The 24,207-nt window shown below is 47.4% G+C and carries 29 protein-coding genes; 17 read left to right on the plus strand and 12 right to left on the minus strand.

The window, feature by feature from the left end; translation table 11 throughout:
* Position 1: 1 nt before the first annotated feature.
* Positions 2 to 337 carry a flagella biosynthesis regulatory protein FliT gene (fliT, locus tag A8F97_RS09380; protein ID WP_005970647.1) on the plus strand — a complete coding sequence of 112 codons (336 nt, stop codon included), beginning with the start codon at positions 2 to 4 and terminating at the stop codon, positions 335 to 337.
* Positions 338 to 432: 95 nt separating this feature from the next.
* Here fliT and fliE read toward each other — a convergent pair whose 3' ends face one another.
* Positions 433 to 747 (minus strand): flagellar hook-basal body complex protein FliE, encoded by a 315-nt coding sequence (fliE, locus tag A8F97_RS09385; RefSeq protein WP_014699534.1) that lies wholly within the window; start codon positions 745 to 747, stop codon positions 433 to 435.
* A gap of 257 nt (positions 748 to 1,004) precedes the next feature.
* On the opposite strand from fliE, the gene fliF reads away from it, so the two are divergent.
* The 13 genes from fliF to fliR all read left to right on the plus strand — a co-directional run bounded on the left by fliF (position 1,005) and on the right by fliR (position 11,857).
* On the plus strand, positions 1,005 to 2,714 hold the full coding sequence (gene fliF / locus A8F97_RS09390; protein WP_014699533.1) for a flagellar basal-body MS-ring/collar protein FliF: 1,710 nt from the start codon (positions 1,005 to 1,007) through the stop codon (positions 2,712 to 2,714).
* The gene (gene fliG, locus A8F97_RS09395; RefSeq protein WP_005970652.1) at positions 2,711 to 3,703 is read left to right on the plus strand and encodes a flagellar motor switch protein FliG; all 993 of its coding nucleotides are present in this window, start codon (positions 2,711 to 2,713) and stop codon (positions 3,701 to 3,703) included. Before fliF ends, fliG begins: the two co-directional genes overlap by 4 nt.
* The gene (gene fliH, locus A8F97_RS09400) at positions 3,696 to 4,418 is read left to right on the plus strand and encodes a flagellar assembly protein FliH (RefSeq protein WP_033071340.1); all 723 of its coding nucleotides are present in this window, start codon (positions 3,696 to 3,698) and stop codon (positions 4,416 to 4,418) included. The genes fliG and fliH overlap by 8 nt, the downstream gene beginning before the upstream one ends.
* Positions 4,418 to 5,788: a flagellar protein export ATPase FliI gene (gene fliI / locus A8F97_RS09405; protein WP_005970656.1), complete on the plus strand. Its 1,371-nt coding sequence runs from the start codon at positions 4,418 to 4,420 to the stop codon at positions 5,786 to 5,788. Before fliH ends, fliI begins: the two co-directional genes overlap by 1 nt.
* 8 nt (positions 5,789 to 5,796) lie before the next feature.
* On the plus strand, positions 5,797 to 6,243 hold the full coding sequence (gene fliJ, locus A8F97_RS09410; protein WP_014699531.1) for a flagellar export protein FliJ: 447 nt from the start codon (positions 5,797 to 5,799) through the stop codon (positions 6,241 to 6,243).
* Complete coding sequence (locus A8F97_RS09415; RefSeq protein ID WP_033071339.1) at positions 6,240 to 7,532, plus strand: flagellar hook-length control protein FliK; 1,293 nt, start codon at positions 6,240 to 6,242, stop codon at positions 7,530 to 7,532. Before fliJ ends, A8F97_RS09415 begins: the two co-directional genes overlap by 4 nt.
* 155 nt (positions 7,533 to 7,687) lie before the next feature.
* Positions 7,688 to 8,167 carry a flagellar basal body-associated protein FliL gene (fliL, locus tag A8F97_RS09420; RefSeq protein WP_005970662.1) on the plus strand — a complete coding sequence of 160 codons (480 nt, stop codon included), beginning with the start codon at positions 7,688 to 7,690 and terminating at the stop codon, positions 8,165 to 8,167.
* Positions 8,168 to 8,172: 5 nt separating this feature from the next.
* On the plus strand, positions 8,173 to 9,186 hold the full coding sequence (gene fliM, locus A8F97_RS09425) for a flagellar motor switch protein FliM (protein WP_014699529.1): 1,014 nt from the start codon (positions 8,173 to 8,175) through the stop codon (positions 9,184 to 9,186).
* Positions 9,179 to 9,592: a flagellar motor switch protein FliN gene (fliN, locus tag A8F97_RS09430; protein WP_005970667.1), complete on the plus strand. Its 414-nt coding sequence runs from the start codon at positions 9,179 to 9,181 to the stop codon at positions 9,590 to 9,592. Before fliM ends, fliN begins: the two co-directional genes overlap by 8 nt.
* Positions 9,592 to 10,014 carry a flagellar biosynthetic protein FliO gene (gene fliO, locus A8F97_RS09435; protein WP_014699528.1) on the plus strand — a complete coding sequence of 141 codons (423 nt, stop codon included), beginning with the start codon at positions 9,592 to 9,594 and terminating at the stop codon, positions 10,012 to 10,014. Before fliN ends, fliO begins: the two co-directional genes overlap by 1 nt.
* 77 nt (positions 10,015 to 10,091) lie before the next feature.
* Positions 10,092 to 10,787 carry a flagellar type III secretion system pore protein FliP gene (fliP, locus tag A8F97_RS09440; protein ID WP_181021283.1) on the plus strand — a complete coding sequence of 232 codons (696 nt, stop codon included), beginning with the start codon at positions 10,092 to 10,094 and terminating at the stop codon, positions 10,785 to 10,787.
* 12 nt (positions 10,788 to 10,799) lie between these two features.
* Complete coding sequence (gene fliQ, locus A8F97_RS09445; RefSeq protein ID WP_005970673.1) at positions 10,800 to 11,069, plus strand: flagellar biosynthesis protein FliQ; 270 nt, start codon at positions 10,800 to 10,802, stop codon at positions 11,067 to 11,069.
* Positions 11,070 to 11,071: 2 nt separating this feature from the next.
* Positions 11,072 to 11,857 (plus strand): flagellar biosynthetic protein FliR, encoded by a 786-nt coding sequence (fliR, locus tag A8F97_RS09450; RefSeq protein WP_014699526.1) that lies wholly within the window; start codon positions 11,072 to 11,074, stop codon positions 11,855 to 11,857.
* 405 nt (positions 11,858 to 12,262) lie between these two features.
* Here the strand turns inward: fliR and flgL are convergent, their stop codons facing one another.
* The 11 genes from flgL to flgB all read right to left on the minus strand — a co-directional run bounded on the left by flgL (position 12,263) and on the right by flgB (position 22,454).
* On the minus strand, positions 12,263 to 13,219 hold the full coding sequence (flgL, locus tag A8F97_RS09455; RefSeq protein WP_014699525.1) for a flagellar hook-associated protein FlgL: 957 nt from the start codon (positions 13,217 to 13,219) through the stop codon (positions 12,263 to 12,265).
* Between the two features lie 34 nt (positions 13,220 to 13,253).
* Positions 13,254 to 14,924, minus strand: a complete 1,671-nt coding sequence (gene flgK, locus A8F97_RS09460; protein ID WP_033071338.1) for a flagellar hook-associated protein FlgK — start codon at positions 14,922 to 14,924, stop codon at positions 13,254 to 13,256.
* A 125-nt stretch (positions 14,925 to 15,049) separates the two neighbouring features.
* The gene (flgJ, locus tag A8F97_RS09465; protein ID WP_015730274.1) at positions 15,050 to 16,012 is read right to left on the minus strand and encodes a flagellar assembly peptidoglycan hydrolase FlgJ; all 963 of its coding nucleotides are present in this window, start codon (positions 16,010 to 16,012) and stop codon (positions 15,050 to 15,052) included.
* Positions 16,012 to 17,121, minus strand: coding sequence for a flagellar basal body P-ring protein FlgI (locus A8F97_RS09470; protein WP_025918917.1), 1,110 nt, complete (start codon positions 17,119 to 17,121; stop codon positions 16,012 to 16,014). The genes flgJ and A8F97_RS09470 overlap by 1 nt, the downstream gene beginning before the upstream one ends.
* A 16-nt stretch (positions 17,122 to 17,137) precedes the next feature.
* The gene (locus A8F97_RS09475; protein WP_014699521.1) at positions 17,138 to 17,851 is read right to left on the minus strand and encodes a flagellar basal body L-ring protein FlgH; all 714 of its coding nucleotides are present in this window, start codon (positions 17,849 to 17,851) and stop codon (positions 17,138 to 17,140) included.
* A gap of 183 nt (positions 17,852 to 18,034) precedes the next feature.
* Entirely contained in the window at positions 18,035 to 18,817 is a 783-nt protein-coding gene (gene flgG, locus A8F97_RS09480) for a flagellar basal-body rod protein FlgG (RefSeq protein ID WP_014699520.1), read from the minus strand.
* Between the two features lie 27 nt (positions 18,818 to 18,844).
* Positions 18,845 to 19,600 (minus strand): flagellar basal body rod protein FlgF, encoded by a 756-nt coding sequence (locus A8F97_RS09485; RefSeq protein ID WP_005970689.1) that lies wholly within the window; start codon positions 19,598 to 19,600, stop codon positions 18,845 to 18,847.
* 21 nt (positions 19,601 to 19,621) lie between these two features.
* Positions 19,622 to 20,839 (minus strand): flagellar hook protein FlgE, encoded by a 1,218-nt coding sequence (gene flgE, locus A8F97_RS09490; RefSeq protein ID WP_014699519.1) that lies wholly within the window; start codon positions 20,837 to 20,839, stop codon positions 19,622 to 19,624.
* 75 nt (positions 20,840 to 20,914) lie between these two features.
* Positions 20,915 to 21,589 carry a flagellar hook assembly protein FlgD gene (gene flgD / locus A8F97_RS09495; protein WP_014699518.1) on the minus strand — a complete coding sequence of 225 codons (675 nt, stop codon included), beginning with the start codon at positions 21,587 to 21,589 and terminating at the stop codon, positions 20,915 to 20,917.
* Positions 21,590 to 21,604: 15 nt separating this feature from the next.
* A complete protein-coding gene (flgC, locus tag A8F97_RS09500) occupies positions 21,605 to 22,009 on the minus strand; it encodes a flagellar basal body rod protein FlgC (RefSeq protein ID WP_005970694.1) in 405 nt (134 codons plus the stop codon).
* Positions 22,010 to 22,037: 28 nt separating this feature from the next.
* Positions 22,038 to 22,454, minus strand: coding sequence for a flagellar basal body rod protein FlgB (flgB, locus tag A8F97_RS09505; protein WP_014699517.1), 417 nt, complete (start codon positions 22,452 to 22,454; stop codon positions 22,038 to 22,040).
* Positions 22,455 to 22,618: 164 nt separating this feature from the next.
* On the opposite strand from flgB, the gene flgA reads away from it, so the two are divergent.
* From flgA to A8F97_RS09520, 3 genes are all read left to right on the plus strand, one after another.
* The gene (flgA, locus tag A8F97_RS09510; protein WP_014699516.1) at positions 22,619 to 23,287 is read left to right on the plus strand and encodes a flagellar basal body P-ring formation chaperone FlgA; all 669 of its coding nucleotides are present in this window, start codon (positions 22,619 to 22,621) and stop codon (positions 23,285 to 23,287) included.
* A gap of 141 nt (positions 23,288 to 23,428) precedes the next feature.
* Positions 23,429 to 23,725, plus strand: a complete 297-nt coding sequence (gene flgM, locus A8F97_RS09515; protein WP_014699515.1) for a flagellar biosynthesis anti-sigma factor FlgM — start codon at positions 23,429 to 23,431, stop codon at positions 23,723 to 23,725.
* A 4-nt stretch (positions 23,726 to 23,729) separates the two neighbouring features.
* Complete coding sequence (locus tag A8F97_RS09520; protein ID WP_014699514.1) at positions 23,730 to 24,167, plus strand: flagella synthesis protein FlgN; 438 nt, start codon at positions 23,730 to 23,732, stop codon at positions 24,165 to 24,167.
* The last annotated feature ends 40 nt before the right edge of the window (positions 24,168 to 24,207 follow it).

The following is a 24,207-nucleotide window of genomic DNA, read 5'->3' on the forward strand; positions in this document are numbered from 1 at the left end:
CATGAGCAGTCTCCATCAACTTTTTAAAGATTATCAGCAACTGCAAACGCTCAGCCGTAAAATTCTTGCATTAGCATCAGGTGGTCAATGGGATGAATTGGTTGATCAGGAGATTGTTTACGTCCAATTGGTTGAAAATCTCACTAAAAGACCGCTCCCAACCGATCTTGACAGTGTCATGCAACTACATTTTCGCCGAATTTTACGTGAAATTCTTGAGAATGAATCTCAAATCAAGGAACTGTTACGTAAAAGAATGGATGACCTCAGTTTGCTAATGAAAAATTCGCTTGCACAGCAAAACATTAATACTGCCTATGGTGAGTTTTCCGAGTAACAGCGCTTACCAGCGCGGTTTAAGAAAGCAATAATATAAATGCCTGCATGTGCAGGCATTTATATTGATAATACTTTTGCCAGTAATTGATCATCTTACACAGACATATTCATCACTTCCTGATACGCAGACACCAGTTTATTACGCACCTGAATACCCATCTGCATTGAAATGGATGACTTTTGCAAATCCACCATCACATCATTCAATGCGACACCCGGCACGCCCATGGTGAATTTTTCGCCTTGCGCACGAGCTACCTGTTGCGTATCGCTGATCTTATCAATCGCCGCTTTCAACTCACTGGCAAAACCAGGTTCTACCGACGGCCTGGCTATTGGCGTACCCGAGGCTTGTAGAGCTTTGACCTGCATTTGTTGTAAAACGCCATCAATACCTTGAATCGACATATTACCTCGCTGAACCCTACTAATTAGGCTTTTATATACATTTATGACAGCGATACCCTACCATACCCCACTTAGTCTAAATGAGGTAATTAGCGTGAAAAATGCCACCTTATCGACCCATCGATTTTTCTTTTACGGAAAATAATGACATGCCGGTAAACCTAGGCGAAATATTTATTGATTGCGCAATCAGGGAGTTCTGTTTTGTCACGTCACAACGTTCAGTATATCGTTCAACAACCAAGCAGAGATAGAGTATGAACGCCTCATTAACCGGCTCCGCTACCGGTAAAAACAGCTTTGGCGAAATACTCAACCGGTTACGCGCCAATCCGAAAATTCCGCTATTGATCGCAGCCGCTGCGACAATTGCCATTGTCGTCGCGCTGACTCTATGGGCTAAAGGCCCTGATTATCGGGTTCTTTATAGCAATATAAATGACCGTGATGGCGGTGCGATTGTCAGCGAATTAACAAAGCTGAATATTCCTTATCGCTTTGCGGAGAATGGCGGAGCTATCATGATTCCCGCCGCGAATGTCTATGAGACCCGCCTGCGACTTGCCCAATTAGGGCTGCCAAAAGGGGGCGCGGTTGGCTTTGAATTGCTTGATAAAGAAAAATTTGGCATCAGCCAATTCAGCGAGCAGATTAATTACCAACGTGCGCTGGAAGGCGAACTATCCAGAACGATAGAAACTCTCGGTCCCGTTCAGAATGCACGAGTTCACCTTGCCATACCTAAGCCGTCACTGTTCGTGCGTGAGCAAAAATCGCCCTCTTCTTCTGTCACCCTGACATTACAACCAGGCCGAGCATTAGACGAAGGGCAGATAAATTCTATCGTTTACATGGTCTCTAGCAGCGTTGCTGGCCTGCCGCCGGATAACGTCACTGTCGTCGATCAAACCGGACGCCTGTTAACTCAGGCTGGTGGCAGCGGCCGCGACATGAATGCGGCACAGCTTAAATATAGCAATGAAGTCGAGGCAATGTACCAGCGTCGGATAGAATCCATTATTGCGCCAATGGTCGGTATGGGGAACGTGCATGCGCAGGTCACTGCGCAAATCGATTTTTCCGCTCGTGAACAAACCGACGAGCAGTATCAACCCAATCAGCCACCGGATAAAGCTGCGGTTCGTTCTCAACAAACCAGCCAGAGCGAGCAGAAAGGAGGCCCGAACGTAGGAGGCGTTCCTGGTGCATTGACCAATCAGCCCGCACCAGCGCCAACAGCCCCTATCGCGACACCGCCGAATAATGCAAACAATCAGGCTGGGGCTGGCCAGCAAAATCAAAACAATGCAGGTGGCACACAAGCCAATGCTAATGCCGTTATTCAGACATCAAATGTTCGTAATGATGCGACAACAAATTATGAAGTCGACAAGACGATTTTGCATACCAAACACAGCACTGGTGGTGTAAAACGCTTGTCTGCAGCCGTTATCGTTAATTACCAACCTCCTGGTGAGGATGGCAAACCCGTAGCGCTGACGGAAGATCAGATTAAACAGATTGAAACGGTCGCGCGTGAAGCAATGGGCTTTTCAACTGAACGTGGTGATACCTTAAATGTCGTTAACACGCCATTTATGGACAATACCGAAGGCTCTAGTGAACTCCCCTTCTGGCAAAAACAGGCATTTTTCGATCTCCTGATGGAAGCCGGGCGTTGGCTACTTGTTCTGATTGTTGCCTGGATCCTGTGGCGTAAGTTGGTTCGTCCACAGTTGCGGAAAAAAGAACTGCAACAAGAAGCAGCACTGGCTGCAGCCAGTCTGAATAAAGGCAATGATGATGATGTTGTTGTTAACCTCAGTACCTCTGAAATTGAACAACAGCGGAAATCTCAGCAACGCGTCAGTGCAGAAATGCAAAGTAACCGCATACGTGAACTGGCGGAGAACGACCCACGCGTTGTCGCTCTGGTAATTCGTCAATGGATGAGTACTGAACTATGACCCTGACAGGAACAGAAAAAAGCGCCATCTTATTGATGACTATTGGCGAAGATCGTGCCGCCGAAGTGTTTACCCACCTTTCAGCCAAAGAGGTACAGCACCTCAGTTTGGCAATGGCCAACATGCGCCAGGTATCGCACCAGCAGTTGGTAGAGATACTTAAGGAATTTGAGGCTGATGCAGAGCAATACGCGGCGTTAAGTGTTAATGCTGGCGACTATCTTCGTTCCGTACTTGTCAAAGCCCTCGGTGAAGAACGAGCCTCTAGCCTGTTGGAAGATATTCTTGAAAGCCGCGACACCTCAAGTGGAATGGAAACACTCAACTTTATGGAACCGCAGATTGCCGCAGACCTCATTCGCGACGAACATCCACAGATCATCGCCACTATTTTGGTGCATCTGAAGCGGGCGCAAGCTGCCGATATCCTAGCCCTGTTTGACGAACGTCTGCGCCATGACGTCATGCTGCGTATCGCCACCTTCGGCGGCGTTCAGCCTTCCGCACTGGCAGAACTGACAGACGTTCTGAATGGCTTGTTGGATGGTCAAAACCTTAAACGCAGTAAGATGGGTGGTGTTCGTACTGCGGCCGAGATTATCAACCTGATGAAAACCCAGCAAGAAGAAGCGGTTATCGATGCAGTACGTGAATTCGATGGTGAACTCGCGCAGAAAATCATCGACGAAATGTTCCTGTTCGAAAATCTGGTGGAAGTGGACGATCGCAGTATTCAGCGTCTTCTACAGGAAGTCGAATCCGAATCTCTGCTGTTGGCACTGAAGGGCGCCGAAGAGCCTTTGCGCGAAAAATTCTTGCGCAATATGTCTCAACGTGCGGCGGAAATTCTTCGCGACGACCTCACTACTCGCGGTCCTGTACGTATGTCGCAGGTCGAAAACGAACAGAAAGCGATACTGCTTATCGTTCGTCGACTGGCAGACAGCGGCGAGATGATTATCGGTGGTGGCGAGGATGCTTATGTCTAACGCCCCCAAAAACCTGGCCTGGCAACCCTGGCAACTCAACGATCTGGCTGAGCCAGCATCAAAGTCCGCCCCAACCTATCAGGTCAATGATGAGCCTGATGTGCCTGAAATGGAGCATTTCAGTGAAGAGAATATCCTCTTTTCCGCAGAGAATGAGATGGCGTCTCTGCGCGAAAGCACAATGCAACAGGCCAGAGAAACAGGGTTTGCACAAGGTCATCAACAAGGGTATGACGCAGGTTATCAGGAAGGTTTAGCTAAAGGGCAACAGCAGGGTTTGCAAAATGCCTTACAGCAGCAGCAACCGATCATTGAACAAATGCAAAATATGGTCACTGAATTCCAACAGACGCTGGATACACTTGACAGTGTGATCCCTGCTCGCCTGATGCAACTCGCACTGACTGCAGCCAAACAGATTCTGGGGCAACCTCCGGTATGCGATGGTAATGCCCTGCTTGGCCAGATACAGCAGTTGATCCAACAAGAACCTATGTTTTCAGGTAAGACACAATTGCGCGTTCATCCTTCAGATTTAGAACGCGTTGAACAATATTTGGGTCCAACACTTAGCTTACATGGCTGGAGATTGCTGGCTGATGGTCAACTCCACCCTGGTGGCTGTAAGGTCAGTGCAGAAGAAGGCGATCTGGATGCCAGCCTAGCGACACGTTGGCACGAACTTTGCCGTTTGGCTGCACCGGGAGAGCTATGATGACTTCGCGCCTTGGACGCTGGCTCTCTTCTCTCGATTCATTTGAGAAGCGCATTGATGACACACCATCAGTGCGTCGTTACGGCCGCTTAACTCGGGCAACAGGTTTGGTGTTGGAAGCAACAGGGTTGCATATGCCATTGGGCGCAACCTGCCTCATTGAACGGCAGAACGGTTCTCAGGTTGAAGAAATCGAAAGCGAGGTTGTCGGTTTCAACGGGCAAAAACTCTTTCTCATGCCGCTTGAAGAAGTTGAAGGCATTACTCCTGGGGCACGTGTTTACGCTCGTGTTGGCCAAGACAGTAGTAGCCAAGGAAAGCAATTACCCTTAGGCCCTGAATTATTGGGGCGAGTGCTGGATGGTAGCGCGAAACCGCTGGATGGTTTACCCGCACCGGATACAGGCTACCGCGCACCGTTGATTACGCCACCATTCAACCCATTACAGAGAACACCAATCGAAAGTGTTCTAGATGTGGGAGTTCGAGCCATTAATGCCTTGCTCACGGTGGGTCGAGGACAGCGAATGGGCTTGTTTGCTGGTTCGGGGGTGGGTAAAAGTGTGTTATTGGGTATGATGGCGCGCTATACTCAGGCTGACGTCATTGTCGTTGGACTTATCGGCGAACGTGGCCGAGAAGTGAAAGATTTTATCGAGAACATCCTTGGCACAGAAGGACGAGCGCGTTCTGTCGTTATTGCCGCTCCCGCTGATGTCTCTCCATTATTAAGAATGCAGGGGGCAGCCTATGCCACGCGTATTGCTGAAGATTTTCGCGATCGCGGGCATCACGTTCTGCTGATCATGGACTCGCTCACGCGTTATGCCATGGCACAGCGTGAAATTGCATTAGCTATTGGCGAACCGCCGGCAACCAAGGGTTATCCGCCTTCTGTGTTCGCAAAATTACCCGCGCTGGTAGAGCGCGCAGGTAATGGTATTCACGGAGGTGGCTCAGTCACCGCCTTCTATACTGTTCTGACGGAAGGTGACGATCAGCAGGATCCTATCGCCGACTCTGCTCGGGCTATCTTGGACGGGCATATCGTGTTATCCCGCCAGTTGGCTGAGTCTGGTCATTATCCAGCTATTGATATTGAAGCATCAATTAGCCGTGCGATGACAGCACTGATTGATGAAGGTCACTATGCTTCTGTAAGGCAGTTTAAACAGTTATTATCCAGCTACCAACGTAACCGTGATTTAGTCAGTGTTGGAGCCTACGCTGCAGGCAGTGACCCTATGCTTGACAAGGCAATTCGGCTCTATCCTCACCTGGAAGCCTTCTTGCAGCAGGGAATGTTTGAACAAAGTAACTATGATGAATCCTGCCAGGCATTGCACACTATTTTCCCTCGTAACGAGTAGGAGAGCAGATGAAAACCCAGTCACCGCTGGTTACACTACGCGAACTGGCGCAGAAAGACGTTGAGAAAGCGGCAGGCCAGTTAGGTCAGGTGCGTCAAGCACATCAACAAGCCGAACAGCAGCTCAATATGCTGTTAAACTATCTGGATGACTATCGTCAAAAATTGAACTCGACGATGTCCGCAGGTATGGCGAATAATAGTTGGCAAAATTATCAGCAGTTCATCCGAACGTTGGACGGTGCAATTGAGCAACACAGACAACAACTCTCGCAGTGGACATCACGTTTAGATTTAGCAATGAAGAGTTGGCAAGAAAAACAGCAGCGATTGAACGCCTTTGAAAAACTGCAAGATCGTGAACTGGTAAGGCAGCTTGCCAAAGAAAATAAAATAGAACAAAAACAAATGGATGAATTTGCCCAACGGGCCTCACAGAGGAAAACAGAATCATGAATCTGTCCGCATTACCTATAGCTACCACTGCCAGTGATACGAGCAGTTCTTCTATTTCTTTGCTGACACAGGGTGAACTGCCAAAAGATTTTGTTGATCTGTTGAGAGCACGTATATCACAAGTAGCCGATACATCGAGTACAAAGACGCTCGATAAAGTGGACGAAGATGTTCTGCTAAACGCTTTAGGGAAAGATAGTGCTTCGCTCAGCCGCGATGATTTAAACGCCCTACTTTCTTCATTTAGTTCTCTGACTGGCGCAAGCGAGCAAAATCCAGAAATTACAGAACAGGCAAAGTTAAAAGGTCTGGATAAAAAAGACAGCGACAATACTGCAGACGACGTAACCACAATGCAGGCACTGCTTGCTATGTTGCAAACAGCGCCACTGCCGACGGCGCAAACAACCGCCGCTAGTATCTCAACGACTGCCGGTAATACAACGGGCACGAATATTCCGGGGCTCATTGAGGCTAAACGCCAGAGTGGTTCTCCCGCATCTGCTGTACCAAGCAGTTCGAGTGAAAGCGCTAAAAACACACTGGCAAAACTGTTCGGCACAGCAATAATGCCGGATAACGGCGCTGATATATCACGCGATCTGCAACATGTAACCAAGCAAGCCTCATCGACTGCGAACGAGTCTGCGGATGATGTTGCAAAATTTTCTCTGGCGACACCGCATTCCCTTGCTGGCGATCGCAATGCGCTTGAGTCTGTTTCTGCCGTAGGCAACGGGGTGTCTCAAGCAACATCGCCAGTAGCCCAGGCGATGCACATTCAACCGGCAACAGTGGGGAGCACCGGCCCAGCACCTCAAGCAACAAGCGCACAACTGAATGCACCGTTTGGCTCACCACAGTGGCAAGACGCACTGGGCCAACAGATCGTTATGTTCAGCCGCAATGGTCAGCAGACAGCAGAATTACGTTTGAACCCACAAGAATTGGGCGCTCTGCACATCAGTCTAAAAATCGATGATAACCAGGCGCAAATTCATTTGGTATCAGCAAACAGCCAGGTTCGTTCAGCGTTGGAAGCTGCGCTACCACACTTACGTAATGCGATGGCTGAAAGCGGCATTAACCTTGGGCAAAGCAGTGTCGGTAGTGATTCATCAGCCTGGCAGCAGCAAATGGCTAATAATAACAATGATGGCAATAACCATGGTCCGTCTTACCAGCAACAATTTGATCATTCGTCAGAAAGTACGAATGAATCATTAAACGTTCCAGAACAGCTAAAAGCAATGGCATCATCAGTCAACGGCGTTGATATCTTTGCTTGAAAGTGAAGTAAACGAATAAGTTAGCACGGTTTTCCCTGCCTATTCTCTGTATTGAAGATTGCAATAGGCAGGATAATCATCGACATTACGCATTTATTTATTGTTAATTTCATCCTGCAATAAATATCGATAAGTAACGGGAACTATCTTTGGCTATGTCTGATATGCAAGTTCGACCAGGACGTAAACGGTCTGTTTGGCTAATACTACTGATTATCGTTGCCCTCGCTTCGACTGCTGCTGCGGGCACCGCTTGGTGGCTATTAAGTCAGAAAAATGCGGCAACGGCTGAGCAGGAAGCACCGCCACCGCCAGAGCCTGTTTTCATGCCACTGGATACTTTTACCGTTAATCTCGTCAATGCAGATAATGATCCTGACCGTGTGTTATATGTTGGATTCACGCTACGTTTGCCAGATGAGGCAACGCGCACGCGATTTACGAACTACCTGCCTGAAGTTCGCAGCAGACTGTTATTATTACTTTCTCGTCAGGACGCCATCGCGCTTGCCAATGAGCAGGGTAAACAGAAGCTGATAGAGCAAATTAAGCAAGTGCTAAGCCCGCCATTAGTTCCTGGTCAACCTAACCAGGTCGTTACTGATGTTCTGTTCACGGCCTTTATACTGCGGTAACCATTATGGGCGATAGCATTCTTTCACAAGCAGAAATTGATGCATTATTAAATGGCGACAGCGGCGATAGTGACGCTGACGCAAGTGCGTTGTCAAAAACGGATGGGGATGTCAAACCCTATGATCCGAATACTCAACGGCGCGTTATCCGTGAGCGTTTACAGGCATTAGAAATCATTAATGAACGTTTCGCACGCCAGTTCCGCATGGCGCTGTTTAACCTGTTGCGCCGTAGCCCGGATATCACCGTGGGTGGGATCAAGATCCAGCCTTATCACGAGTTTGCCAGGAACCTTCCGGTCCCGACAAACCTGAACTTGATTCACTTAAAGCCACTACGTGGCACTGCGCTATTCGTATTTTCGCCAAGTTTGGTGTTTATCGCCGTAGATAACCTCTTCGGCGGTGATGGCCGTTTTCCGACAAAGGTCGAAGGCCGCGAGTTTACTCATACTGAGCAGCGCGTGGTCAAGCGAATGTTACGCTTGGCTCTTGAGGCCTACGGTGAAGCTTGGAATGCGATTTACAAACTTGATATCGAATACGTACGTTCAGAAATGCAGGTCAAGTTTACCAATATTACAACGTCTCCTAATGATATTGTCGTAACTACACCGTTTCATGTTGAAATCGGTTCATTAACTGGCGAATTTAATATCTGTATTCCTTTTTCAATGATTGAGCCGCTGCGCGAGCTACTCGCAAATCCGCCATTGGAAAATTCACGTCAGGAAGATCAGAGCTGGCGAGATACCTTAGCTAAACAGGTACAACATTCCGAACTGGAATTAGTCGCAAATTTTGTTGATATCCCGCTGAGGCTGTCCAAAATTCTTAAGTTACAACCCGGCGATGTGTTACCGATCGACAAACCTGAAAAAATCGTTGCCCATGTTGACGGCGTGCCAGTACTGACCAGCCAATATGGTACGTTGAACGGGCAATATGCTCTACGTGTTGAACATTTGATTAACCCTATATTGAATTCTCTGGATAACGAGGAACAGCCCCATGAGTGACACCAAGAAACCGTCCGACGACAAGGAATCAGTGGACGATCTGTGGGCTGATGCATTTAACGAGCAGCAGGCTGCAGAAAAACCGGCCGCGACAACGGAAGGTATTTTTAAATCGCTAGACGGTCATGATCCGCTGGGTGCTCTACAAGATATCGATCTGATATTGGACATTCCGGTCAAACTCACTGTAGAGCTCGGCAGGACCAAAATGACGATAAAAGAGCTCCTACGTCTAACCCAGGGCTCTGTTGTTGCACTTGATGGCTTAGCGGGTGAACCACTGGATATCCTGATCAATGGCTATTTGATCGCTCAGGGTGAAGTCGTCGTCGTCTCTGACAAATATGGTGTCCGTATTACCGATATCATGACGCCTTCCGAACGTATGCGCCGCCTGAGTCGTTAATGGCAACAGCTTCGGTATCATCTCCTACTTCAGTAGCAAGCCAGCAGTCGACTCTTGCTACCGAACCACCACTTACTGGCAGCATGCTACTGACACAGGTTGGTAGCGTGCTGGCCGGTATTTTGTTATTTATTTTATTGATTGCCTGGCTTGCCCGTAAACTCGGTTTTGTGCCGCAAGCTAAGCAAAACAAGTTGCTAAAAGTCGTATCCAGTTGCCCTATTGGGCAACGTGAGCGTGTAGTTATTGTCGAAGTTGATAATACCTGGCTGGTGTTAGGTGTTACGGCTCAGCAAATCACACCACTGCATACACTCCCAGTACAACCAATCAATGACAGTTCATCCGCAGGCGATAGCACGCCGGTAGATTTCAACCAACTGTTAAAGAAAATTTTAAAGCGTCCGGAAAAATCGGAATGAGTGCTTTGCCTAAATATTTTCGTATCACTACTTTGCTTCGTGCATTGCGCTACAGTTTAGCCATCAGTTTATTGTTCATGGCGCCATCGGTATGGGCACAACTTCCTGGAATTGTGACTCAACCATTACCTAATGGCGGACAAAGTTGGACGTTACCAGTACAGACGTTGGTTTTCCTCACGTCATTAACGTTTATCCCTGCCGCATTGCTGATGATGACCAGTTTCACCCGAATCATCATCGTACTAAGTTTGTTACGTAATGCCTTGGGGACACCCACTGCGCCACCAAACCAAGTGTTGTTGGGATTGACGCTGTTCCTGACATTTTTTGTCATGTCGCCAGTATTAAACCGCGTTTATGAAGAAGCCTACCTTCCATTCAGTCAGGATCAAATCAGTATGGAAGTCGCCATTGAACGCGGCGCGGAGCCAGTGCGTGAGTTCATGCTGCGGCAGACGCGGGAAACCGATCTAGCACTGTTTACCAGACTGGCAGAAATTCCAGAGATTCAGGGGCCTGAAGCAGTACCTATGCGCGTGCTTCTCCCCGCATTTGTAACAAGTGAGTTAAAAACAGCTTTCCAGATTGGCTTCACTGTCTTTATTCCTTTTCTTATCATCGACCTCGTTGTTGCCAGTGTACTGATGGCTCTGGGGATGATGATGGTTCCTCCGGCAACTATTTCTTTGCCTTTTAAACTCATGCTTTTCGTATTAGTCGATGGTTGGCAACTGCTACTCGGTTCATTAGCACAAAGTTTTTATAGTTAGAGGAATGCGACTATGACACCAGAATCGGTGATGGCACTGGGCTATGAAGCAATGAAAGTCGCATTGGCACTAGCGGCACCTCCCCTGCTGGCAGCACTGCTCAGCGGGTTGACTATTAGCCTTTTGCAGGCGGCCACCCAAATAAACGAAATGACATTATCGTTTATCCCTAAAATTCTAACCGTATTCTTCACCTTAGTGATCGCAGGGCCTTGGATGTTAAACCTCATGCTGGACTATATGCGTACGCTATTCGGCCAGTTACCTAATATTATTGGGTAAACATGCTGACGTTTAACAGTTGGGACATGGCGAATTGGGTTAGCCAGTTTTTCTGGCCTTTTGTCAGAATTCTCGCACTGATCAGTACTGCGCCTGTTTTTAACGAAAGAGCGATCGGTAACCGAGTGAAGATAGGCTTGGGAGTGCTGATTACCCTGCTCGTTGCGCCCTATTTACCGCTCAATACAACACCTATTTTTTCTGTCGCAGGCGTGTGGCTGCTAATACAGCAAATTCTCATCGGGATAACACTCGGCTTGTCAATGCAGTTGGCATTTGCCGCTATTCGCCATGCAGGTGAACTCATTGGTCTACAGATGGGCCTAGCCTTTGCGACTTTCTTTGATCCGACTGGCGGTCCAAATATGCCAGTAATAGCGCGTTTCCTGAATATTCTCGCCATATTACTGTTCTTAACCTTTGATGGGCACCTCTGGTTGATCTCGCTATTGGCAGATAGCTTCCATACCCTACCCATCAGTACCAGTCCAATTAATAGCCATGCATTCCTTGCGCTTGCGCGCGCCGGCGGATTGATTTTTATTAACGGATTGATGCTGGCGCTGCCCATCATAACTCTGTTGCTGACTATTAACCTGGCGTTAGGCATGCTCAACCGTATGGCACCTCAACTATCAATATTTGTTGTTGGCTTCCCAATCACCCTTACCGTCGGGATCATGACATTAGGTTTATTACTCCCGCTAATTCCGCCATTCGCAGAACATTTATTCAGTGAGGTATTTGATTTACTTGCTGATATTCTTAGCCAATTATCAAGTTCCTAATAGTAAGGCAAGTTCAACAAATAACTACTCATCGAGCATGAACTTGAAGTAGAGATTGATGGCCACAAAATCATTCCACTCGACGCTACCTTGTAACATCAATGACATACCTACCGTTTCGCATATCAATTCTGATACGCCCCTTCTTTACATGTGATTTATCACGATCACCGTTTTTATCGTCATGTGATGAATGGTATGCCAGATCTTAGTAGATGGGGTGAGGAAGAAATACATACGAACAGTATATGTATAAAAGAGAATATAGAGGATAACTCGGCGTGATCGGGAATAAAAAACGGCATGTCACCATTCAGTATAATGAAAAAGTAACATGCCTAAAAAATACGCCCGGTTTAAGCGTATCCAAATTTGAATGCAAAAAATATCACTCAGCTTCCCCCATTAACGGTTCGTCTGAAACAATGACATGCCCTGCATACTCTGAAACGCGGTATAAGATGCCTGCAAAGAATCCCGTTGCATCATATAAGATGAAATTGCTGCGACCCAATTGGTATCCTCCAATGCTGACAACGTTGATCGGTTGGCCACATCACGATCTTTACCAATGAAGTCTAGATTATCGATCTCGTTAAGTTGGATACCCAACTCCGAGCGGACAGCAGAAAAATTATTTATAGCATTGTTTAAACCACGATTGGCCGTTGCCAATTTGGCCTCAACATCAGCTTTTGTTGCATCATCGGCACCGGCAAGCGGTGTTTCGAGTGCTTTAATTGCGATATCCAGCGTTTCAAATAAATCAGACTGAATACTACCATCTGGCTCTTTTTTCGCATCGCCAGTTGCACCATTGAACACCGCAGAACCAATATGGCTAATATTCATATCTCGGGCCGCATCTACGCGCTGTGAGATAGCCTGGTTTCCACCTACATATTTAACGCCAGTTGCATCTTCAGTAAAGGGAACCTTATCAGTCTGATAACCAGCAAAGATATAATTACCATTACCATCGGTACTGTTCGCCAAATTCAACAATTCAGCCTTCATTCCGCGCAGCGCAATCGCATTTGATTTTCGATCATCGTCGCTCCTGATACCGCCACCGTTAATAACTTCCGTCAATGCGCTGGTAATGGTAGTAATACTTTTATCCAAGATTGAATCTTCTAATGACATACTTTGCTTAGCAAAAGTTCTCGCCAACGTGTATTGTCCATTCTCTGACTGAGCCTGACCAAGCATAATCACATTCGCTGCGGCTATTGGATCATCCGATGGGTTCACGACACGTTTACCGGTTGACAACTGCTCACCCGTTTTTTGCCATGTAGCCAGACCATTGGTAACGCCTTGCATATTTTGCTGGTATATCATGCTGGTACTTAAGCGCATGGTATCAATTCCTCTTTATCAAATGGTCAGTAGATTAGCCACGAGCCGCTAAAAGCGCATCAAATATGGATTGTGCTGTTTTGATGACCTGAGCATTTGCCATGTAGTATTGCTGATAACGCATCAGATCGCCGTATTCTTCATCCAGATTTACACCAGATACAGACTGCTGTTCTGCCGTTAGTTGCTTAACAACGTTTTGCTGCGATATGTTATTTATCTTCAGCGTGCTGGTCTGGTTGCCAATCGAGCCTGCTAGCCCTGCATATGCGCCGGAAATACTAGCTTTATTACCTACAATTTTTTCATTTTGCAACGCAAGTAACGCTTTGGCATTGGTGTTATCACTCACACCACCAAAAGGAATGGAATTACCATCTGCATCAAAAGCAGCGGCTGCCGCGATTTTATTAGAATCGGAAATAGCCACTTTCATATCAATAATGACATCATTTACTGGCTTAAGTAGGAAACTGTCATTCGTTGCGGGAGCCCCCGTCATGACCACCTTGATGCCATCAAAATTCAGGCTGTTATCAGAAGTATCGACCGTTGCTGTAAATTTCGAGTTGTCAGACAAACGGGTAACCTGCCAGTTACTACCATCATACTTAACCGTATAATTCGTTGCCTGCACGTCTTTGGTATCAGTATAAGATGGCGTTAGTACCGCATTGCCACCATTTTTTGAATCATTCAGAACAACAGATTTTCCAAATGAGAAGAAATCACCACCTTTGACACCATCACGGTCATAACCTTCCTGATGTTGAGCATTAAACGCATCAGCAAATGCCAGTGCTAACTGCCCTAACTGATTACGAGTCCCATCAAGCGTCTCCGAACGGAAAGAGATCAATCCACCTAATGAACCGCCAGTTAATGAGCCCTCATTCAACGTAACGACATCATCTGTTTGGTCTTTATAACCAATCGTAAGACGGGTCGGATCGTTGCTCGAACTTATTGCAACCAATTGGTTGCTAGTTCCAGCCTGAACCAGACTCGTGCCATTCTTCAATGCAACGTTATAAACCGTTCCATCCTGAACAACGACATCAACACCCACTAATTTATTCAGTTGGTTGACCAAAACATCGCGTTGATCAAGCAAATCATTAGGCATGGTGCCACTATTTGCTCCCATTAGCTTCGTGATTTCGTTATTTAACGATGCGATCTGATCGGTATACGTATTAATCTGGCCAACAGTGCTTTGAATTTGTGTATTCAGACCACTATCCATGTCGCGCAAATATTTATCCGTGACTTTAAATTGGTTTACCAGCCCTTCGGCTTTACCCAGTACAGTTTGGCGAGTAGCGGAATCGCCCGAATTGCTGGTGAGGTTTTGCAGGTTCGAAAAGAAGCCCTGTATCGTTGATGAAAGGCTGGTGGTACTACTGGCCAGCAGATTATCAATCTTAGATATCTGCTCGTAGTAGGTAGAAACTGAACTACTTGTCGTTTGCGCAGAGCGCAACTGGTTGCTGATAAACTCATTATATTGGCGATCAACGCTAACAACATTAACACCGTTGCCTATATATCCAGCCGATGTGCTGCTACTAATCGCTTGTTCAATTATCGTATTTTGCCGACTATATCCAATAACAGCCTGGTTACTAATGTTGTTACTCACGGTGCTCAGCGCAACCTGAGCACCTTTTAAGCCGCTCATCGCGGTGTTGATTAAATTGGACATAGGGTGTTGTTCCTTTTACACAGGCTCTCTCGCCTTGCGCAGTTAACTAAATGCTGAAAGCAGCAAATCTGCTACATAAGTTAATTACTTTATCGGTCAGGAAGCACAAATCTTGAATAAAAAAATCAAAATAGCCGACTCAAATCATGAGTGTAGGCTTTAGCTACTTTCTCACCTGAATTCTTCATTTGCTGAATCATACTAACCAGTTTCTGAGCATATTGCGGATCTGTTGCATAGCCCGCTTTTTGCAACGCATGAGCGGCTTGCTCAGCCGTTCCTGCACTCATCACTGCAGAATAGCGTGGGTTGTTAGTCAGTAATTTCACATAGTCGCCAATGGCTTCAATATAGGAATCGTAAACTCTGAAGCTGGCTTTTACTTTTTTGGCCACGCCTTGCTCGTACTCTGTCGTGGTTATCTCCGTTGTTGGCCCATTCCAACTACCGCCAGCCTTAATGCCGAACAAATTGTGGCTTGGCCGCCCATCTTCAGTAGGAATTTCACGTTGCCCCCAGCCAGATTCAAGCGCAGCCTGGGCGATGATAAGGTGATGAGGTATACCACTATGCTGGCTGGCAATCTGGGCGGGCAAGGCAATCTGCGATACAAAATTGCTATTAGATAATGGTAACGCTGAACCGGCACTTGGCAATTTAGGAAGCGCTTTGCGAACCATCTGCTCCATTGCCATGGTTGGCATACTTTTGAGCACATCACCATCAAATGTTAATGGAACCGAGGGCACAGTAGCTTTAGCTGCCGTAACATCAGTGGATTGTCGGCTCAACTGTTCAACCATGACATCTGCGAGCCCAAGCCCCTTGCCCTTAGTCGAAATCTCTTGAGCAATTTGTTGGTCATACATTGAGGTATACAGACGCGTCTGATCGCTGCTGAAGAGCCCGTCCTGCGGAATAGCAGAACGCATGCTTTTCATCATCAATTGGACAAACACGCCTTCCATCTGTTGCGCAACCGCCCTGATGCCCTCTTTACTTTGAGGATTACCTGAAACTTCACGCTTCAACGTATTCAGGGACTGCGCATCATAGGCGGCATTATTCAGCGTCTGCATATCACTCATCAGATAATTTCCAGTTTGGCACGCAAACAACCAGCACTTTGCATCGCCTGCAGAATAGACATCAGCTCCATCGGCGTCGCGCCCAGAGAATTCAGTGCACGCACGACGTTGTTGAGGTTGGCGCTGGAATTAACTCGCTGTAACGCACCGCCCGCTTGCTGAACAGAGATCTCTGTTTGCGGGGTCACAACCGTCTGACCGCCGCCAAATGGGGTATTAGGCTGACTGACATTAGCCTGCTGGTTAATCGTCACAGAGAGGTTACCCTGAGCGATAGCGCAGCTATCTAGTGTTACATCACGATTCATTACGACAGAACCGGTACGAGAATTGATCACGACCTTGGCATCCTGAATACCGACGTTGACCTCAATATTCTGGACATCGGCCAAGAAACGAACCTGAGAACTATTGCCATGTGGGGCGAGGACCTGAATAGTGCGAGAGTCCAGCGGAGACGCTGTACCGCCATATCCAGAGCGATTGATCGCATCACTCACTTTCTGCGCCATTGAGAAATCGTCATTTTTCAGTTGCAGCATAATCGTATTTGACGCGCCGAATGTACTGGGCAACTCTCGTTCAATAACAGCACCGTTGCTGATTCGTCCACCGGCTAACTGGTTAACCTGAACACTGCTTCCGCCAGCGGAAGCGCCAGCACCGCCAACCAAAACGTTTCCCTGAGCCAAGGCATACACTTGGTTATCCACCCCTTTTAATGGGGTCATTAACAGCGTCCCGCCCCGCAAGCTCTTCGCATTACCGAGTGAAGACACAACGACATCAATATTCTGGCCTGATCTACCGAAAGCTGGAAGTTCCGCCGTTACCATCACCGCCGCAACGTTTTTCAATTGCATGTTGGTGCCGGCAGGTACAGTAATCCCCAACTGGGAGAGCATATTAGTTAAGCTTTGCGTGGTAAACGGTGTCTGCATGGTCTGGTCACCGGAACCATCCAAGCCGACAACTAAACCGTAACCAATCAACGCATTACCACGTACCCCCTGGATATTAACCAGATCGCGAATTCTCTCTGCTGACACAGGGGCAATATTCAGTGCCAGTAACGTCAGCAGTACTGTGAAAAATGATCCAATCCGCATGGCAGGCCTCTTAAACTTAGAACGGAGAAACATTGAGGAAGAACCGTTGTAACCAGCCCATGTTTTGTGCTTCGTTGATATAGCCATTACCGACATATTCAATGCGCGCATCCGCAACCTGGGTAGATGGTACAGAGTTGTTACCGCTAATCGTTCTCGGATTTACTACCCCAGAAAAACGGATAAACTCAGTCCCCTGATTAATCGCAATTTGCTTTTCGCCAACGACGTTCAGGTTACCATTAGCGAGTACTTGACCGACCGTGACCGTAATCGTACCGCTAAACGTGTTATTCGCGTTGGCACCACCTTGTCCCGTGAAATCATTCGTCCCGGTAGCATTCAGCGATGCGCGGTTATTACCTAGCGGCCCTTCGAGATAACGTGGTGTTACCGTTACACCAAATGTTGACGCCCCATTACGGGCAGCATTCGCTGATGAGCTTTTACTGGCGCTAACATTTTCCTGCAACACGATCGTCAATGTGTCGCCAATATTGCGTGGCCGACGATCTTCAAACATCGGTTGGTAACCATAATTCATCGGCTGCACGGTCTGAAAAATAGAACCATTAGGACCGGCTAATACTGGCGATCCCGGCTGGGCCGTCGTAGGTCCAGTGACAACTTTATCATGCGGAATATAGGCGCAGCCGTTAAGTGCTAACATCGCGATCAATGCCAACAGACGGGGTCGGCGGAGTGGTTTGATAACCGACTTTGCATTCATTATCACTGCGGATATCGCCTTAAATTAATCTATTTCACATATTCACGGGGTAAATCAAAACCATATTTACCCCATTCACTGGGTTGCTTATGATCTTCATTACCCCGTTAAACACTGTCTATGTTGCCAACACCAAGCCATCAGAGCAGCCGCTCTCATGACTGAAATTAACGAGTTACAACATTACAGTTGAGTCAATTTCTGCAACATCTGGTCAGAAGAAGAAATCGCTTTACTGTTGATCTCGTAGGCACGCTGAGTTTGTATCATCGATACCAACTCTTCAGCCACGTTGACGTTAGAGGTTTCAACATATTTCTGGAACAGTAAACCCGCGCCATTCAAACCTGGGTTTGATTCATTCGGCGCACCCGAACTTGCGGTTTCCAGATACAGGTTTTCACCCATACTCTCAAGGCCGCTATCGTTAATAAAGGTCGTCAGCGTCAACTGGCCAATCTGATTTGTTGCCGCCTGCCCTTGCAATTTTACGCTGACAATACCGTCACGACCGATATTCAGTTCAGTCGCATTTGCTGGAACGGTGATGGCAGGCTGAACCTGATAACCGCTGGACGTCACTAACTGGCCGTTACCGTCAAGCTGGAAGGCACCGTCACGCGTATAAGCAGTTGTACCGTCAGGCAACTGAACCTGAAAGAATCCCTGACCTTTAATAGCAACGTCCTTCGAGTTACCCGTCTCGGAAAACGTTCCTTGAGTATGGATACGCTCCGTTGACACAGGACGAACCCCGGTCCCTAACTGCAAACCGGACGGCAGCATAGTTTGCTCTGAAGACTGAGCTCCGGGCTGACGGACAGTTTGATACATCAAGTCTTCAAATACCGCGCGCTGACGTTTGAAACCGTTGGTACTAACGTTTGCCAAGTTATTGGAAATAACGTCCATATTGGTTTGCTGAGCATTCAAACCGGTTTTGGCAATCCACAAAGAACGGATCATTTATTCACTCCTGTGCGCACTCGGCGCTTAGCCCATTGCTAATATTTGATTAGCGCGTTGTGCATTATCATCGACGCTGCTAATGACTTTCATCTGCATTTCAAAGCGACGAGCATTAGCAATCATATCGACCATAGTATCGACTGTGTTCACATTACTGCCTTCAATCACACCCGGCATAATACGCACGGTAGGATCGTTTTGCAGCACATTACCACGTTGTTGCTGAGCCTGTTGCGTCAAGCGAAATAGCCCATCATCAGACCGCTCAACTTCTTGTCCGGTAGCCTTGACGAGCTTCAGACGACCTAATTGGGCAATGGTATTTGGCGGGTCCCCGGCATTAAGAGCAGAAATCGTACCATCAGGAGAAATGCTGATTTGAGCTTGCGGAGGAATATCAATCGGTCCCCCGTCGCCCATCACCACTCGCCCCTGGATAGTCAACTGCCCATCAGCACTGATCTCCATATTACCATTACGGGTGTACGCCTCACCGCCATTAGCCGTTTGCACTGCCAGCCAACTTTCTTTCGGTAAAGCGACATCCATTGCACGACCAGTATAATTCATCACGCCTTCGGTCATATCCGCACCAGGCGTTGAAGCAACAACCAGCGTGCGGGTGGGCAGGGTCAACCCATTTACCGGCACAGCGCGCAGTGCTGAAAGTTGTGCGCGGAAACCTGGCGTTGAAGCGTTGGCCAAGTTGTTCGCAGTAATCGCCTGCTTTTCCAATGACTGGCTCGCGCCACCCATTGCCGTATAAATCGCGTGATCCATGCAATGTCCCCGTTAGGATAATTAACGCAGGCTAACCAGCGTTTGCAGAATGGAATCCTGCGTTTTGATGGTCTGCGCGTTTGACTGGTAATTACGCTGCGCCACAATCATATTGACCAGTTCTTTACTTAGGTCAACGTTAGAACTTTCGGTGGATTTGCCGATCAGCTTACCTAAACTTCCCGTGCCCGCAAGACCAACAACAGCCTGACCAGAACTTGCCGTTTCAGACCATGCGTTATCACCTTCAGGTGACAAACCTTCTGGGTTAGCAAAACTAGCAAGAAGTATCTGACCGAGAGGTTGTTTCTGACCGTTGCTGTAGTTGCCTTCGATCGTGCCGTCGTCATTTATAGCAAAACCGGTCAGTGCCCCTGGAGCATAACCGTTCTGAATCGGGCTTTTGTAACTATATTCCGTGTTTTGCTGCACGCTACCGGTTAAATCAATAGTGAAAGTACCATTCGCAGCACCATTCGTTCCCGTAAGATTGATAGTGAAAGGGGTATGTGCAGTGGCACCAGTAGAACTTAAAGCACCATTCGCTTCAAAATTCAATGTTCCAGCAGATTGATATACCGCTGGTGTTATAGAGCCATCTCGGGCATATGTTTGCCACGTATTATTTGCCGTTTTGACAAAATACAACGTGAAATCATGTTTGTTCCCTTGGCTGTCATAAGTCGTCAGATTTGTTTTACTGTTATAGGTGCCTTCGGCACCAGGCGTTGTGGCCCAAGAGCCTGTTGGGACGGCATCGGAAGATTTCAGGTTAGCTTTCAAGGTAGCTGCTGTTGTCGCACGCGACAGCATATCACCATCAGGAACAGTCAACGGTACGGGATCGGCCCCCGTTTGAACAACGGGCGGCGTACCCGTGACTGGGTAACCCGTCAACTGCATGCCTTGTGCGTTGACGATATTACGGCCGTTCAGCATAAACTGACCATTACGGCTGTAATAAGTAGAACCATTGGTGTCTTGCAGACGGTAAAAACCACCGCCGCTAATCGCGATGTCTAGATCCCGCGAGGACGACGTCACAGTACCATTACCGAAATCCTGCAATACCGATGCAACCTTCACACCCATACCGACTTTAGAACCGGCAAACATGTCGGCAAATGTGACAGCCCCGGATTTAAATCCCACTGTTGCTGAGTTAGCGATGTTATTACCGATAACATCCAGATTATTAGATGCAGCGTTTAAACCACTGACCGCCTGAGAAAACCCCATGTCGCTCTCCAGATAAATTGATTAAATCATATTCCAGATAGTTAGTATCACTGGAATACTATGAAATTTATACCGTTACAGAATCTGTCTGACATTATCCATCGTGGCTCTGCCGCGCAGACCTAAATCCAGCAATGCACCGCTATCACCGCGAACAACACTATTTACAACCGCATAGCTCAATGGCTGAACAACCTGCTGCGCCCCACCGGTGCTGGCAGCAACCGTGAAGGTATAAGCGCCATCAGGTGCAACCGAACCATCAGAAAGTTTACTATCCCAGTTGAATGAGTGAACTCCAGCAGAAAGCGTCCCCAGTTCAATCGTACGAACAGCTTTGCCTGTCGCATCATTGACGGTGACGGTGACAGCTTCAGCCGCTTTTTCCAGTTCAACACCAAAAGGAGTACTCGTTTCCTTACCAACAAGGATTTCTTTTCCTGGAACCATGACGCTGCGACCAATCAGCGTTGTTGCTTGCATAGATTGATTGTTATTAATCTGACCGGAGATAGAGCCCAGAGTGGTGTTCAACTTTTCAATACCACTGACCGTATTGAGCTGAGCAAGTTGGCTTACCAGTTGATCGTTGCTCATCGGATTCGTTGGGTCTTGATTCTTCAACTGAGCAACAAGAAGCGTCAAAAACTGATTTTGAAGGTCGGCGCTGCTATTCTTCTCTACCGCCGTTGTCGACGATGTATTCTGTGTTCTAGTTGCTGAGGAAGTATCATTAGTTGTGATAGACATTATTTCGTCTCCCGATTATTGCCCGATCGTTAACGTCTTCATCATCATCGACTTTGTCGTATTCAAAACTTCGACGTTCGCCTGATAACTACGCGATGCAGAAATGGTGTTCACCATTTCTGCCACTGGGTCAACATTCGGCATGCGAACGTATCCCTGCCCATCAGCCAGTGGATTGCCCGGTTCGTAAACCAGACGGGCAGGCGATGGATCTTCGATAACATTAGCAACGCGCACACCGCCAGTTGACTGCCCAGGTGCTGCATTCACCTCGAATACAACCTGTTTGGCGCGATAAGGCTCACCATCTGGACCCGTTACACTGTCTGCGTTAGCCAGATTACTGGCGCTCACATTCAGACGCTGAGATTGCGCAGAGAGCGCTGAGCCTGAAATTTCGAATATATTTAATAACGACATGAATCTTTACCTTCTCATCGCGCTACGATCATGAACCTGACTGCAAGACTGACATCATGCCTCTAATCTGCCCGCCCAGAACGGTCAGACTGGTTTGATATTTCAGGCTGTTATCGGCAAAATTAGTGCGTTCCCGGTCCATATCGACCGTATTACCGTCTAATGCAGGCTGATCCGGTACGCGATAGAGCAAATCAAGCTCTGGCGGCTGAAAATTCTGTGCCGGTATATGCCGTACAGATGTGGTTTTCAGCGCGATACCCGTACCGTTCACCCGACCTTGCTCCATCGTTTTACTGAGCTGGCTGGCAAAATCAATATCCCTGGCCTGATAGCCAGGCGTATCCGCATTAGCAATATTCGCGGCCAGAATTTCCTGCCGCTGGGCACGCAAGTTCAACGCTTCCTGCTGAAACCGCAATGAGGCGTCTAATTTATCAAGCATGCTCCCTCCGCAAGTTAGAATTTGGAGTGGGTAGGATAATTCTCATTATGGCTATACCATCGAACGAATAGGCACCAAATGCAGTGCTATTTATTGCCTTAACCTTACACTGACATCGTTACACTTATGCTCGACATAATCGGAATCAGGAGAGCTGAACTGGAATGAAAACAATACATTATTATCTCTGCCTGGTGCCGTTCTGTTTTTTCATCTTGTGCGCCCCTATCAATGCGAACGACCTTCCGGCACAGATCAATCAATTTTTCGCCTCACGTTTTCAGGGAAGCACGAATACCGTTAACGTTGTGATAAAATCGCCGGAATCGCAATGGCCACAGTGCGAAGCGCCCCAAATCACGCAGCCCGGGAATACAAGAGCGTGGGGAAATGTGAGCCTGTCTGTACGTTGTGAGCAGCAGCGCCGTTTCATTCAAACCGAAGTTCAGGTAACAGGGAACTATGTCACCAGTTCACGGCCTATAAATCGTGGGACAACACTGACAGAAAATGACATTGGTTTGACGAAAGGTAGGCTCGATTTATTACCGTTGCGCCCTATACTGACGTTACAAGGTGCACAGGGCGCAGTCCTTTTACGCGATCTCACACCTGGTCAGGTTATTACTGCCTCCATGATCAGACGCGCCTGGGTCGTAAAGGCGGGTCAGTCTGTACAAATTATCGCCCAAGGTGAAGGCTTCACGATTAATGGCGAAGGGAAAGCCATGAACAACGCAGCAGCAGGACAGGCCGTCAGAGTTAGAACAGCAAATGGACAAATAATCAGCGGAATTACGAACGAAGATGGGATTATTCTGATCTCACAGTAATTAATTAAAGATTTGCTCATGTTTGCCGATGATAGCTACAGAGTCATTACTGACGACGTTTTAAAATTGAACACCAATGTGACAAACATTCCGTAACACGTTGGTGATTAACTATTTATCCTCAAATTAGAGGGATGTATTATGAGTATTGATCGCACACAATCACTGAAGCCGGTCAGTCAAATTCAACAACGCGAATCTGGCGATATTGCTAAAACCAAACGCAAACAGGCTGAAACTCAGTCTGAAGTCAGCGCAACACAGGTAAAGCTGAGCGATGCACAGGCAAAATTGATGCAACCAGGTACGCAGGATATAGACATGGCCCGCGTTGAAACCCTAAAACAGGCAATTCGTGATGGCTCACTGAAAATTGATGCAGGAAAAATTGCGGATGCGTTACTTAAAGAAACGCAGGATTTTTTAGCAGGTAATTAACACTATGGAAAATCTACAATCGATCCTAGAACAACTGCTGAATAACCTGCATGATCTTGATACTGTTATGTCTGAAGAGCAAACGCTGCTTTGTGCAGGCCATATTAATAATATTGCTCTGCAACAGGTGACAGAGAATAAGACGTCTTTGCTGGCAACGATGCAATATTTGGAAAATCGACGCCACGAAACTGAGTCCATTCTCAAACTGCAGGCGCCTTATGATGGTATCGTTCAGCTATCTGCCTACTGGCAGCAAGTGCAAGAACTCACCAGACGCTTAAACGATCAGAATAAGCATAATGGTCTTCTGCTCAGCCGACATATTGCATATACGAACGAAGCGATTGATATACTGAAACCCCGCCATGGTCAGGGGCTGTATGGTCCTGATGGTCAGTCGAAAGGCATGACCGTTGGTGGGAGAAAAATCACTTTCTAAAAGTCTCTGCCATTTAGCAGAGACTCCTCACCATTAAAAA

The sequence above is a fragment of the Pectobacterium parmentieri genome, assembly GCF_001742145.1.
Classification (GTDB): domain Bacteria; phylum Pseudomonadota; class Gammaproteobacteria; order Enterobacterales; family Enterobacteriaceae; genus Pectobacterium; species Pectobacterium parmentieri.